Raw genomic sequence first — 11870 nt, forward strand, 5'->3', positions numbered from 1 at the left:
ATAAGAAACCCCCGCCGAAGCGGGGGTGGGTTTCAGAGGAATGCGTTAAAGACGGACCAGGCTTCGTCGTCGGGGTGCGGCGGGACCAGCAGACCGAACACGTCGTCGAAGGTCTCGCTCGTCTTCGCCATCCCATATTTCGCGGTGTAGAAGGCGCCGAGCGCCGCCGGTCGTATGTGCATGCCGATCGGGTCTATCGGGTTGCGCTGGTGAAACTGCCACCAGCGTCGAAACTCTGCCCGCGACATGCGCGAGCGGAGCTCCGCGACTGTGCAGCCCAGGTGCAGCGCCAGCACATGCCAGAACCACACCTCGCCCTTTCGGCTGATTACTTTCCCGCGTTCTCGTCCGCTTCCGCCGTCGCATCGCCGGCGCCGTTGACCTCGAAGCAGATGCGCTCAAGATCACGGGCGACGCTCACCTTCAGCGCCGCCGCTTGCTCCACGGTGAGAACCGGATTACCAGCCTCGTCCACGACGCAGGCGGCGATCAGGTTCGAGCGATCGTAGGGCGCGCCGACCTTCTTCCGGAACTCGGCGTCGGGCAGTTCGCGCACGAGCACGTCGGCGGTCTTGTCCTTGCCCAGCTTCAGCTGGCGGGTCTGGGCTTCGGTGGACGCGAAAGCGCCGCCGGACTGCAGGGCACCCAGCAAGGTCGTCGGCGCGGGCGTGGCGGTGTTGGGGGTGTCGTTCTGTTTCATGGCCGTTTTCCATTGGTGCCCGGACGCGCGGGACGCGCACGGCGAACACGCGGGAGACCCCGCACGTCCGGGCGTGAAGTGATGTCGCCGTTCTTCGCGGTTACGCCTTCGCGGTGAACACGCGGGGGCCGGTGCCCTGAACCGTCAGGGTCGAGCGCCACACGTCGTTGTCGGCCATCGAGACCGCGTAGTTCGCGACGTAGCCGCGGAACTTGACGTTATCGACGCTGGTCACGGCGGCGAACGCGCTGGCCGCAACGGTCGGAGCGGTTGCCGCAGCCGATTCGCTGGCGGGTGCCAGGATCAGGAACTCGGTCTCTTCGCCCGACTGGTAGAGCGCTTCCAGCTTCTCGTGCGCCGCGGTGTCGTGGATGACCTCGATCGTTGCCGAGCCGGTCGACTTGCGACCGGAGGTGAACTTGTCGAAGTCGTCATCCCAGCTCGAGACGTCGATCTGCGAAGCCTGGCCGTCGGGGACGCCGGCCTGGCGGACGCCGACGATCTTCGTCGCTTCCGTCGCGCCGGTGACGACGTAGATGGTGGTGTGCTTGGTCTTGGTGCTTGCCATGGTGGTGTTCCTTGTGAGGGGCCAAAAAAAGCCCGCACAAGGCGGGCGGGACTTTCCTGCAGCGCGGGTTCAGCGCACTACGTGGAACTCTGCGTCGAAGGAGTACTCGTAACGTCCGGTAACGTCGTTCACTCCCCCGGGGTTGTATGACGTGACATAGCCGACACGCTCGACCGCGTCGCGCACGGCGCGGATCGCGGCGATGAACGTGGTCTGATCTTCCGCGACGATGTCGACCTGGCCGGCGAAGTGGTCGTGCGGCGGCGGCCCGTCCATCACGTTCTCGGGGTTGCCGCCGGCGAGATGCCAGACGACATACGGCAGGGCCGCGCCTTCCTTCGCCTGCCCGAAGTAGCAGCGCACCGGGTCACCGATCGCGGCCTTGCACGCTGTATCGCCGGCGAGCAGCGCGTGGATGGGTGGGAACACTTACGACCTCCGCAGCTTGCGCGTGATGCGATCGAGCGCCTGGCGCAGGTCGACCGCGAATTGATCTATTACCGGATCCGCCAGCTTCCGCAGCGCACGACGGAAGAACGCGAGCGGCTGAATGTTTCGGGACGGCACGCCGAACTCCTGAAATCGCCAGTAGTAGGCGTTCGACGGCTTCTCGTACGTCTGGCCGACCCGCCCCTTGCCCCTGTTCCGGCGCGTGTTGGCGTAGCGCGCGCGCGCGCCGCCCTTCACGCCGACGGAGTAGAGCTCACTGCCCCCGTATGCCTGCGGCTGCCGGCTCCGCATGGCGACAATCTGCGTCTCCAGAAAGCCGGATCGCTTCGGCGCGTTCGCCCTCACCTCGTCGCGCATGCGGCGCGCACCGCGCGCCAGCGCCGCACGGGCCGGGCCGCCGTTCTTCGAGACAATCTCCGCGGGGAGCTGCTTCATCGCCCCCAGCAGGCCGTCGAGCCCTTGGACGTAGCGGCTATCGGCCATCGGTGACGCCCGCGCTCACCATGAGCGTGAGGTGCCGTCGAGCGGTGGGGTCCGGCAGCACGGCGGCGATCGCGTACACCTGACCGTCGAACAGGACGCGCATCGTGTCGAGCACGCCCGGCAGCCACCGGATCTCGATGCGGGCCGACACCTCCGACTGTTTCTCGCCGGCGGCGATGAAGTCGCGCCCGGACAGCGGCACCACCTCGGCGGGGATATCGGCGCCCTGCCCCGGCTCTGGCTCCCAATCGGTCCAGGTTGCCGGCTGGGGGCCGAGCGGACCGGTGGTCTCCGTCTGCACCTGCAGGCGGATCTGGTGCCGGTACTTTCCAGCGCTCACGGCCGCACCAGCTTGAACGGGAACAGCAGCAGATCCGACGTCGGGTTCGGGGCGACCGACTTCCCGACGATCGAGGACTCGCGGTTCTCGAACAGATCGGCAACGCGAAGCAGGATCGCCGAGCGGATCGCCGCCGGCACCTTGTCGCCCGTGCTTCCGTACCCGGCCTTGAAGCGCACGCGCACGGCGAGCGGCTGGGCACGGGTGGCCGGCCAGCGCGTGCCGTGAACGGGCATCGCGAAGCCGTGCTCGCCCGGCTCCACCGTGTAGCCCGCCGCATCCATGGTCTGCTGCACGCCTTCCGGGTCGACGTACTTCACAGACTCGACTGACAGCAGCGGCGGCAGCGGCAGACAGATCGCAGACGACGGGAACGCATCGAGGGCCAGTTCCCATTCCTGCTCCACCAGGGCACGCCCCAGCTCGCCGGCGCTTCCGTCCAGGCCCGACACCACTGCCGCGACCATGGCGGCGAGCTGCGGGTCGCTGGCGGTGCCGTAGGCGTTCACCTGCGCGCGTGCTTCGGCCGTGGTGACGACCGGGGCACTCGGGGCGGTGATGAGGCGCAGACGCATGGGATTGCTCCAGAAGACTCACGACAGGGGCCGGAAGCCCGGCCCCTGCGATCAGGCTTCGAGGGCTTCTTCGTCTTCGCCGCCCTTGCCCAGCGATTCGGCGTACTTCACCGCCTCGGGACTCGGGTCCACGTTGCCGGCGTACGCCTTCAGCTCGCGCTCGCTGAGCAAAAGCACGTCGTTCGCCTTCACCGGCTTGCCGCCCAGGTCGAAGTCCACGAGGGCGCGTGCCTTCGTCTTCTTCGGGGGTTTGCTGTCGGCGGGCTTCGGGTTCGGATTCGGGTTCGGGTTGTTGCCGGCGCCGTTCTCGCCGCCTGCGCCCTGGCCGTCCTTGTTCGGTTCGGTCATTGCTGCATTCCTCTGAGAGTGGGCGCCCGGTGTGACCGGGCGCCGGTGGGACCGCGATTGCTCCCGTGAGGGATCAGGTCGCGGAGTTCTGGTAGTACTTCACCGTGGCGCCGCTCACGTCGAGCAGGTTGCCGCCCTCGCGCGAGAACGCGAGGAAGCCGACCTGGCCCTTCTTCGCGTAGGCCGAGTCCGTGAAGCGATGCAGCGTCGCGGCGAGCACCTGGCGGATGCGGTAGTTCTTCAGGTTGCCGAACAGGATCGACTTGGCGTTGGCCGCCATCGCGGCCACGTCCTGATTGATCTGGATCTTGCGATCGAGCAGCGTCGCCGGCGCGCCGCCCGGGGCGCCGGTGGCGTAGCCGGGGACGAAGATCGGGCGACCCTCGGTGTCCTTGATCTTGCGGATCACCTTCAGGCTGCTGTCGTTCATCATCCAGCCGACGCCCGGTGCCTTGCGGTACGCCGGATCGATCGAGTGCTCCAGGTCGACGAGGTCGTCGTACGTCACCGTGAGCGTCTGGCCGGTGGTGCCAGCCTTGCCCAGCGACGCGGCCGTCACGATGCCGCGCGGCTGGCCCGTGCCGGTGCCGACGGTGAACATGCGGTTCTTGATCCGGCCGTGGCGCTCGCCCAGCAGCGCCCACACCACGGACTCGATATCGATCGAGCTGTCCTGCAGCAGTTCGATCGGCACGGTCACGACCTTCGAGCTGAACTTGAAGGTGTTCAGCGACACGGTGCCGAAGCTCGGATCCTGATCGGTCGCGGTGGTGTTCTCCGGCACGATCTCGCCTTCGTTGCCGGTGTCGTCCATCGTCGGCCAGCTCATCGCCTCGCCCTTCGCGGTCGAGAAGACGGTGGACGACTCGAACATGCCGCCGAACTCCTTCTGCGCCTTCAGCAGTTCGGCGGCCACGGTGGGATCCACGGTGTAACCACCCTCGGCCGGCGTGGTGGTGCTGGTGGCGGCGCGCACCGACTCCCAATCCGCGGCGTTCAGTGCGTTGTCGCCACCGCGCAGCCACTTGCTCAGCAGCGGGTTGCGGTTGCCCTGCTGGCCGTCCTGCACCTTACCGCCGGCGTCGTGGAAGGTCCGCTCCGCCGAAGCGTCGAGCAGGCGCTGCTCGCGATCCAGCGCGGCGTCGATCCGCTCGATCTGTTCGAGGTTCTCGTCGTACTTCTTCTGGTGCTCGGCGTTCCAGGTCGACGGACCATTCTGGTCGAGCACGTTGCGGACTTCTTTCGCCAGCGCGTTACGGCGCTCCCGCATGGCTTGGATGGACTCACCCATTGGGGTATCTCCTGAGGGGTTGAAAATGAAAAGGCCGCCGAATGGCGGCCCTGTTACTGCGTGCGGGAGCGATCCCTACACAGAACGACTCACGCTGCCGCCGGCTGTGCCAGCAGGCGGAAGCGCCGCTCGAGCGAGGCACGGACGGCCTCGGGATCGGGCTGGGGTTTCTCTTCGGGCTTGGGTGCGTTCGCGTACGCGGACAGATCCCAATCGGCCACGTTCTTCGTTCCGGACACGACCTCGACGACCTTCGCTGCAAAACCGCGCTCGACGGCCTGATCGGCGGTCATCCAGGTTTCGGCGTCCATCCAGCCGACGATCTCGCTGCGTTCGCGGCCGGTCCGGGCCACGTAGTCGTCGGCGATGTCGTTGTCGACGCCCTCGAGAATCGAGGCGGTCTCGCGGAGGTCGGACTTGTTCCCGATGGCGAGCGTCCATGCGTTGTGGATCATGAAACGTCCACCCTTCACGATCTCGACCTCGTCGCATGCCATGCAGATCACGGTAGCGGCGGAAGCAGCCATACCGTCGATATGTGCGACGACCTTGGCGCTGTGCTGTTTGATCGCGGCCATCATGGCGCGCGCGTCGAACACGTCGCCGCCTGGCGAGTTGATCCGAAGATGGATCACCTTGGCATCGATCGCGGCCAGCGCACTCGCGAAGCTCTGCGCGTCCACGTCTCCCCAATAGCCGCCGATGACACCGTAGACGTAGACGGTGGCCTCGTCGTCCTTCTCGTTCACGACCCGGAAGTCGCGCGGCTTGGCTGCGTTGTCGAGGATCAGGCGCGCCAGGTTGCCGATCTTATTCTTGAACATCGTCGTCGCCCTCCTGGGGCTTGTTGTCGTCGGTGGGGTCGTCCGCCTCCAGCGGCTTCGGTTCTTCCGGGGCTTCGCCGCCGGCCTTCATGACCTTGGCGAACTCGCCACCCATCGGCGGCAGGTTCTTGATCCGGCGCACTTCGTCGACGGCCATGTAGCCCTGCGAACCCGGGCCGCCGAGTGCCTTCGCGAAGTACTCCGCCTGTGCTTTCGCGTCGCCCTCGAGGAAGCCGTCCACGTTGTGCTCGACGAAATGCCGAGACGTGCGGAACAGCTTTCGATTCAGCTCGTGATCGAATCGCGTGATGTGGGGTTTCAGGGTGTACTTGACGAAGCCGATGCCCAGGCTCTCGACACCCGACCCGAAGCTGGTCTGCTTCTCCGTCTCGCCGATCAGGAAGGGCGGAACACCGAAGGCGCGGGCGATATCGATTACCTGCCACTTCCGCGTCTCGATCAGCTGAGCGTCGACGGCCGACATCGTCAGCTCTTTCACGTCCAGCCCTTCCGTCAGGATGAGCGGGACGCGGTTGTCGGAATAGTCGCGATATTTCTCGTTCCACGCATGCTGGAACTCGCCCTGCATCTTCGGCGTCATGGACTTCGCCGACGTGATCGCAATTTCAGGCTTGCCACCGGACGAGAAGAAATTGCCGGCCATGTCGTCACCCTTGATCGCGATGCCGATGCCGTTCCGCGCGCCCCACTGGATCACGGACATGGAATGCACGCCGTTAAAGCCGAAGCCCGGGAAGTGCAGCACGTCGTCTTGATCGGCGCCGAAGGTGCCCTCGTCGGAGAGGAAGTAGTACTTCAGCCGGCCCGGGTCGCGCGCGGACTGCTTCACAAGCTCCCAGCGCACCTTCGACCGTGCCCAGGGCACGACGGCCGTCACGACACCCGCGCGGTTCCGCAGCAGGTACGCGATCGCATCGCCGCGCAGCAACACCTGCAGCTGGGCGAACTCGCGCCATGCTGAAGCGCTCCAGGTGGCGCAGGGCTGCTCGTTCAGCATCCACCAGTAGTCATGCTCGACACGCTGCCGGCCTTCGACGCCCCGCTGGTAGACAGGAATCGGAAGGCCAGCGATCGCGCCGGAGATCAACCGGGTGCAGGCGTAGACCGCCGAGACGCGCATGGCCGTGCTTTCGTTCACCACCGCACCGGCCACCGTGTTGAACGGGTCGCGGAAGATCTGCGCCATGCCCTCCCGGTCCGACGACAGGGTCGTCGCCGCGCCATCCGCGCGAATGGAAGCGCGGGCGGCATGATCGAGGGCGACCACCACGGACAGGCGTTCGCGGGCCATCTGAGCGGAATTGGACATCAGAGCACCACGAAGCCTTGGGAATGTTCTTCGCTCTCAGCTGGGGCGAGGCCGACGCCTACCGCCATCAAGAGAGCAACCATGTCGTCGATCTTGTCCGCGGACTTCTTCTTGTCCGGGGCCGTGTTCAAGTTCTGGTCGCTCTTCGCGACCATGTTCGAGGCGCACCACTCGAGCACCGGATCCGCGTCATGCACCAGCTTGCGCGACCGGTAGAGCCGTTCTAGCTCCTTCATCGCGGGGTGGTACGACTTCGTTCCCTGCACGAACTCGAGCAGGGGGTGCCCGTCTTCGATGAGTCGATTCGCCAGCTCTTGCGCGTTCCAGCGGTCGTAGGCGATGGCGTACGGCTTGAACCGTTCGATGTCCTCGCGAATCGCCGCCTCGACGACGCCGTAGTCGGTCACCTCGCCCTCGGTCACCGTCAGCAGCCCAGCCGCAACCCAGCCCGCGTAGGGGACCGTTCCGCGCGCCGTGCGCTGGGTTACCGCGTTATCCGGAACCCAGCGGCGACCCCAGGTCACCCGGAGATCTCCGACCTCCCACACCAGACGCCACGCGACCATGTCGGTCGTCGACGCCAGGTCGAGCGCCGCGGTGCAGGGGTACTTCTCCAGCTCGTCCAGGAAGACGTCGCCTTTGCACTTCTTCCACTTCAGCAGGTCGACCCACGCCTGCGCGGAGCTGGCCGGCCGATTCAGACGCTTGATCTTGAACTCGGCCAGCTTGCTCGGCATGGCCTTCGCTTCGACGGCCTCCTTTCGGATCGCCGTCAGAAGATGCGGATTGCTGTCGATGAGCGGGTTCGCTTTGACCCATGCGGCCTCGTCGAATTCGTCGTCATCATCGTCCACCGCGTAGAACAGTGCGAGGAAGTGATCGGCCGAGTTGCCGAACACGCCCTGCAGTAGTTGCTTCGCGAACTGCCGAATCTCGGCCCAGGGGCCGGGGTTCGTGTAGCCCTCCGTCGTCGTGTAGAGCCAGAGCGGGCTGCTACGCGCACCAGCCGCGGAGGTGAGCACGTTCAGCAGGTCCGCCGTCTTGTGGGCGTGGATCTCGTCCAGCCCGACGTGGGACGGGTTGAGGCCGTCCTGCGTGCTCGCCTTCGCGTGAATCGGCTTGAAGCTGCCGCCGGTGTCCAGCCGCGCGATCGACTTCGCGAAGATCTGCAGGCCGAAGGCTTCGCGGAGATCCGCGGTCTTCTCGGCCATGCGCTTCGCGACGTTGAAGATGATCGACGCCTGCGGGAACGTGGTCGCCGCGCTTATCACCTGCGCGCCTGGCTCGTCCTCGCAGCACTCGCAATAAAGCAGGATCGCCGCCGCCAGCGTCGACTTGGCGTTCTTGCGGGCAACCGCGAAGAGCGCCGACGTGAATCGGCGAGTGCCGTCCGGGTTGCGGAACCCGAACAGCTGCACCACGAAGAACACGTGCGAGGGGTGTAGCCGGATCTCCGGCTGCAGCGTCCCGTCCGGGTTCTTCCACACGCCCTCGACGTGCGGGAGCTTCTCGATGAAGTCGCAGGCGTCGCACGCATGCCACTCGTCGAAGTAGAACGGCGCCCCGCGCTTCTTGGCTCGCGTGAGGTCCGTCACGAAGCGGCGAGCCGCCAGCCGCATGAGGCGGCCGAACTTCTTCCCCTTCTTGTCCGCGATCGCTTCCCGGGCGTACGCCTCGGCGATCGCTACGTAGTCACGTGGGCCGTCGTCCGTTCCTGGCGAACTTGTTGCCGGCGTCTTCTTCTTTGCCACCGTTGGGCCTCACCTTGCCCTGCGCCACCGGCGTGAGCCCGAAGTCGTTCGACAGCGCTCGGAGCTGCGCCACCATCGATGCGACCGGCGCCTCGCCGGCCGCGTATAGCTGCACCACCTTCCCGTGGAGCGCGCACAGCTGGCCGAGCGTGGAGAGCGACGCCTCGGTCAGTAATTTGTTCGCGTGCAGGATCGGCGCCAGCCGATTCCATTCCTTCACCGCGTGCGGGTTCGGCAGCCAGTCCGGCGCCGCAGGAACCTCGTCGACCAGCGGCAGCTCGACCACCGGTGCGTCCGTAGGCTGCGCGCGATCCTTCCGCTCTGTTCCCGCGATCACCTTCAGCGGGTTAGGTTTGCGGGGATTCGGCATGGCCTGGGAACCTGGGCGGCGGGCTCCCCCGCCATGAAAAAACCGTTTTTTCTGAACTGACCGCGCGAAAATTTGCCTGGGCGCACGTGTCGGGGGCGAGGGGGCTCGGACTTTTACCCTCCCCCTCCCCTTTTTCGTTCAGGTTCGCGGGTCAGACCGGGTTGCCGTCCCAATCCCGCTCGACGCCGTCCGCCGGGGCCGCTGGCGCTGCGCCTGCGTCGTCGACCGGCGTCCCGAGCTCTTCGCCCAGCAGCTCAGCCACCGCGGCCACGAGGCCGGCGGTGATCTGTGCCTGTTCGGCGATCGCGCGCGTCAGCTTCTCGGCCGTGACCTGTTGCTGGCCGATGGCCTGCAGCAGCCTTTCGATCGTTTCCGAATCCGCCATTCTCGGTGCTCGTCTTGTAGCTGTGACACCAGGCACAAAGGCTCTGGTGATTGGTGTCGTCGTTGTTGCTGTCGTCGCCGTCGACGTGGTCGACCTGATTGGCTGGCCGAATGCCGCTCTTCGCACACTTCGGGCAGCCGCGACGCTCGCAGCATTCGCACAACGGGTTGCGCGCCAGCTTGGCCGCGCGGATCTTGCGCCACGCCGAGCTGTTCGTCGCCAGAGCTCGCCGAGCCTGTCGGCTGGGCTCCGGTGCGACGTAGCGCTTGACGTGGCCGCGGAACGGGTTGTGCTTGGGTGCCCGCTTCACTCGACCACCACGGGCGCCGTGCAGGCCGCGCGCGTGGCGATCAGTTCTCGCTGGAGCCAGGAGATCCAGCCGTCGGCGAGGGCGCCGTCTTGAACGCCCTCCGCGAGGCTCTGCTCTCGAAGTCCGGCGTACTCAGCCTCTCGACTGGCAATGGCCGGAGCTGCGGCGTCACCGGGGCAGGACAGAGCTGGGGTCCAGAAGTCGCGCAGCTGGATACGACCAGCGCGCAGGTCAGCGATAACACGGTCTTTCGCAGCGAGGGCATGGGCCATCTCCGTTCGGTTGGTGGCGTCGTTCTGGGCCGTGGCATCTCTGTACGCCGTGGCCCGGTCTTTCGCTTCCTGTTGCGCCCTCTTCGTGAGGTCGGCCAGGCCGCGCAGCACGCGGGCGTTGTCGTCGCGGGTCTGTTTGTGCGCCGACTTCTCGGCGTCGTACTTCCCTTCCCAGAGCGCCGCGCCCTTGCCGTGGCCGTGGAACCACACCAGCAGCAGGACGAGCAGCAGGCCGCAGATCTTCAGGATCGAGCGAGAGACAGGATCGAGAGGCATCACGCACCTGCCTGATCGGTTTCGTCGATCGTTCGCTGGTGCCTCAGCACCTCGCATCGCACCTGCACCAGGTACAACACGGCCAGACACACCATGAGCGCGACGCGCTCCGCGTCCACGCCAGCGCCTTCCGTCATGACGCGCGCCGCTGCGGCGAGGCACGAGGCGAAGACGCCGAGCCGAGCCCACGCGCGCGCCCAGGCGCGCCAGGTTGCCGGCTTCGGCGTCATGAGGTTGGACGCCAACGCGCAAAGCGCGGTGACGATCGCTGCCAGCAGGAAGATCGCGGTCATGCCTAGCCTCCGGACTGCTTCAGCTTTCGCCCGGCGAGCACCTTCTTGCCGAACTCGAGCAGGAAGCGGATGGACAGTCCCAGCAGGCCGGCACGTACTTCGATCTGGATCTTGTCGGTCCAGCCCAGCCCGGGAAAGTGTTGGATAGCGACGGCTGCCAGCGCGGCGGCGAAGCCCATCGCTACGATGCCGAACACCAGTCGCGACGCCTTGCTGGGAACCTGCTCGGGCTCGAAGTGGTAGCTCGCCGCGGCTCCGATCAGAGCGGCGACCAGCGCCCACCAGGTGAGTCCGAACACCGCGACAGCCGCACCGGCGGTGGCGATGGCTTTCGCAGCGATTCCAGCAGTTTCGGTGTTCATCGTTTCCCCCTGTTACGCGCTGAGAACCTTCAGCGCGCGCGAGTAGCGCGTCCGTCGGTCCGCCTTTCCGTATTGCCCGCCGTTCACCCGTTCGGTGATCTCGTCGAACTTGTCCGCGTCCGCGAACTTGTTTAAGCCCTGCGCATCCCAGAACGCGCCGGCAGCGAGCGCCGCCCAGCGGGGCGACTCCAGCAGCTCGGGGTGGAGGGTGAAGTCAGGGACGCCGCCGAACTTCTTCGCGAGCAGCTCGGTGATCGCCTCGTAATTCGCGGCGCCGGTGTTGCCGATCAGTCCGCGGGCGCGGAACCGATAGCCGTCACCGGTGGCCTCGGCGCGGTTGCCCATGCGTCCGCCGTAAGCTGCATTTCCCAACGCCTCCGGGTTGCGTGCCAGCTGCTCGACGCGCGGCAGCAGCGAGCGCCAGCGCGACTTCAGCGGAGCACCGGCGCAGATCTCGCGCAGGCGTTGTGCCGAGTAGTTTAGGTTCTCGGAAACCTGCCCAAATGAGGCACTTTCGTGCCCAGTCTGGGCAAGAAAAGCGGCCAGGCGCTTCGGCGTTGTGATCCCGTACGCTTCGCACGCTTCCCGGATCGGGCCGACGTAGCGTGAAGCGAGCGCCGGCGTGCAGCCGACGGCCTTTATCAGGGTTTCCGCCGAAGGCAGCATGACCGTTCCAGGTGTAGAGCCGGTCCCCTCGCTGGATAGCCGCCAGCGCGCGCCCGCCAAAGGCACGCGGCTTCTTCCATCCACTTTTGAGAGTACGTCGATCGTTTTTGGCGGCGCGGCCGGGAGTGCCTCACGGCATGCCACGACTGGCCTTCACACGAAGGGACCGGGATTGGTAGCGGGGCCGGGAGTCGAACCCGGGATTTCCGGCTTATGAGACCGGCGGCATGCCTCTTGCCCACGCCCGCTATTCGGGGCAACAAAAAAGCCCCCGGG

At 66.4% G+C, this 11870-nt stretch carries 18 protein-coding genes and 1 tRNA gene; all 19 read right to left on the reverse strand.

Features of this window, described 5'->3' with window-relative positions; all coding sequences use genetic code 11:
- Positions 1–32: 32 nt before the first annotated feature.
- The 19 genes from ACSQ1W_RS10935 to ACSQ1W_RS11025 all read right to left on the reverse strand — a co-directional run bounded on the left by ACSQ1W_RS10935 (position 33) and on the right by ACSQ1W_RS11025 (position 11843).
- Complete coding sequence (locus ACSQ1W_RS10935) at positions 33–311, reverse strand: hypothetical protein (protein ID WP_436043464.1); 279 nt, start codon at positions 309–311, stop codon at positions 33–35.
- Positions 312–328: 17 nt separating this feature from the next.
- Entirely contained in the window at positions 329–700 is a 372-nt protein-coding gene (locus ACSQ1W_RS10940; RefSeq protein WP_436043466.1) for a hypothetical protein, read from the reverse strand.
- A gap of 100 nt (positions 701–800) precedes the next feature.
- Entirely contained in the window at positions 801–1268 is a 468-nt protein-coding gene (locus ACSQ1W_RS10945; RefSeq protein ID WP_436043468.1) for a phage tail tube protein, read from the reverse strand.
- A gap of 69 nt (positions 1269–1337) precedes the next feature.
- On the reverse strand, positions 1338–1697 hold the full coding sequence (gene gp17, locus ACSQ1W_RS10950; RefSeq protein ID WP_436043470.1) for a tail completion protein gp17: 360 nt from the start codon (positions 1695–1697) through the stop codon (positions 1338–1340).
- Positions 1698–2201, reverse strand: coding sequence for an HK97-gp10 family putative phage morphogenesis protein (locus ACSQ1W_RS10955; RefSeq protein ID WP_436043471.1), 504 nt, complete (start codon positions 2199–2201; stop codon positions 1698–1700).
- Entirely contained in the window at positions 2191–2541 is a 351-nt protein-coding gene (locus tag ACSQ1W_RS10960; protein WP_436043473.1) for a phage head closure protein, read from the reverse strand. The genes ACSQ1W_RS10955 and ACSQ1W_RS10960 overlap by 11 nt, the downstream gene beginning before the upstream one ends.
- Entirely contained in the window at positions 2538–3116 is a 579-nt protein-coding gene (locus tag ACSQ1W_RS10965) for a head-tail connector protein (protein WP_436043474.1), read from the reverse strand. Before ACSQ1W_RS10965 ends, ACSQ1W_RS10960 begins: the two co-directional genes overlap by 4 nt.
- Positions 3117–3167: 51 nt before the next feature.
- Entirely contained in the window at positions 3168–3464 is a 297-nt protein-coding gene (locus tag ACSQ1W_RS10970; RefSeq protein WP_436043476.1) for a hypothetical protein, read from the reverse strand.
- Positions 3465–3537: 73 nt separating this feature from the next.
- Positions 3538–4755: a phage major capsid protein gene (locus ACSQ1W_RS10975; RefSeq protein ID WP_436043477.1), complete on the reverse strand. Its 1218-nt coding sequence runs from the start codon at positions 4753–4755 to the stop codon at positions 3538–3540.
- A gap of 89 nt (positions 4756–4844) precedes the next feature.
- Positions 4845–5504: a head maturation protease, ClpP-related gene (locus ACSQ1W_RS10980; RefSeq protein ID WP_436043479.1), complete on the reverse strand. Its 660-nt coding sequence runs from the start codon at positions 5502–5504 to the stop codon at positions 4845–4847.
- 61 nt (positions 5505–5565) lie between these two features.
- Entirely contained in the window at positions 5566–6891 is a 1326-nt protein-coding gene (locus tag ACSQ1W_RS10985) for a phage portal protein (RefSeq protein ID WP_436043481.1), read from the reverse strand.
- 17 nt (positions 6892–6908) lie between these two features.
- Positions 6909–8660: a terminase large subunit gene (locus ACSQ1W_RS10990; protein WP_436043483.1), complete on the reverse strand. Its 1752-nt coding sequence runs from the start codon at positions 8658–8660 to the stop codon at positions 6909–6911.
- Positions 8602–9030, reverse strand: a complete 429-nt coding sequence (locus tag ACSQ1W_RS10995; protein ID WP_436043485.1) for a hypothetical protein — start codon at positions 9028–9030, stop codon at positions 8602–8604. The genes ACSQ1W_RS10990 and ACSQ1W_RS10995 overlap by 59 nt, the downstream gene beginning before the upstream one ends.
- A gap of 151 nt (positions 9031–9181) precedes the next feature.
- Positions 9182–9415 (reverse strand): hypothetical protein, encoded by a 234-nt coding sequence (locus ACSQ1W_RS11000; RefSeq protein ID WP_436043486.1) that lies wholly within the window; start codon positions 9413–9415, stop codon positions 9182–9184.
- A gap of 306 nt (positions 9416–9721) precedes the next feature.
- The gene (locus tag ACSQ1W_RS11005) at positions 9722–10273 is read right to left on the reverse strand and encodes a hypothetical protein (RefSeq protein WP_436043487.1); all 552 of its coding nucleotides are present in this window, start codon (positions 10271–10273) and stop codon (positions 9722–9724) included.
- Entirely contained in the window at positions 10273–10566 is a 294-nt protein-coding gene (locus ACSQ1W_RS11010) for a hypothetical protein (RefSeq protein WP_436043489.1), read from the reverse strand. The genes ACSQ1W_RS11005 and ACSQ1W_RS11010 overlap by 1 nt, the downstream gene beginning before the upstream one ends.
- Positions 10567–10568: 2 nt before the next feature.
- Entirely contained in the window at positions 10569–10928 is a 360-nt protein-coding gene (locus ACSQ1W_RS11015) for a hypothetical protein (RefSeq protein ID WP_436043490.1), read from the reverse strand.
- A 12-nt stretch (positions 10929–10940) separates the two neighbouring features.
- Positions 10941–11594 (reverse strand): glycoside hydrolase family 19 protein, encoded by a 654-nt coding sequence (locus tag ACSQ1W_RS11020; protein ID WP_436043492.1) that lies wholly within the window; start codon positions 11592–11594, stop codon positions 10941–10943.
- Between the two features lie 173 nt (positions 11595–11767).
- A tRNA-Met gene (locus tag ACSQ1W_RS11025) sits at positions 11768–11843 on the reverse strand.
- Positions 11844–11870: the final 27 nt, after the last annotated feature.

The organism is Pseudoxanthomonas sp. LjRoot143 (genome assembly GCF_964252945.1).
Taxonomy (GTDB): Bacteria; Pseudomonadota; Gammaproteobacteria; order Xanthomonadales; family Xanthomonadaceae; genus Pseudoxanthomonas_A.

Coding starts and splice junctions, on each gene's coding strand:
- ACSQ1W_RS10975 (WP_436043477.1), bottom strand. CDS start 4,755: ATGGGTGAGTCCATCCAAGCCATGCGGGAGCGCCGTAACGCGCTGGCG.
- ACSQ1W_RS10955 (WP_436043471.1), bottom strand. CDS start 2,201: ATGGCCGATAGCCGCTACGTCCAAGGGCTCGACGGCCTGCTGGGGGCG.
- ACSQ1W_RS10970 (WP_436043476.1), bottom strand. CDS start 3,464: ATGACCGAACCGAACAAGGACGGCCAGGGCGCAGGCGGCGAGAACGGC.
- ACSQ1W_RS10995 (WP_436043485.1), bottom strand. CDS start 9,030: ATGCCGAATCCCCGCAAACCTAACCCGCTGAAGGTGATCGCGGGAACA.
- ACSQ1W_RS11010 (WP_436043489.1), bottom strand. CDS start 10,566: ATGACCGCGATCTTCCTGCTGGCAGCGATCGTCACCGCGCTTTGCGCG.
- ACSQ1W_RS11020 (WP_436043492.1), bottom strand. CDS start 11,594: ATGCTGCCTTCGGCGGAAACCCTGATAAAGGCCGTCGGCTGCACGCCG.
- ACSQ1W_RS11000 (WP_436043486.1), bottom strand. CDS start 9,415: ATGGCGGATTCGGAAACGATCGAAAGGCTGCTGCAGGCCATCGGCCAG.
- ACSQ1W_RS10965 (WP_436043474.1), bottom strand. CDS start 3,116: ATGCGTCTGCGCCTCATCACCGCCCCGAGTGCCCCGGTCGTCACCACG.
- ACSQ1W_RS10985 (WP_436043481.1), bottom strand. CDS start 6,891: ATGGCCCGCGAACGCCTGTCCGTGGTGGTCGCCCTCGATCATGCCGCC.
- ACSQ1W_RS10940 (WP_436043466.1), bottom strand. CDS start 700: ATGAAACAGAACGACACCCCCAACACCGCCACGCCCGCGCCGACGACC.
- ACSQ1W_RS10945 (WP_436043468.1), bottom strand. CDS start 1,268: ATGGCAAGCACCAAGACCAAGCACACCACCATCTACGTCGTCACCGGC.
- ACSQ1W_RS11015 (WP_436043490.1), bottom strand. CDS start 10,928: ATGAACACCGAAACTGCTGGAATCGCTGCGAAAGCCATCGCCACCGCC.
- ACSQ1W_RS11005 (WP_436043487.1), bottom strand. CDS start 10,273: ATGCCTCTCGATCCTGTCTCTCGCTCGATCCTGAAGATCTGCGGCCTG.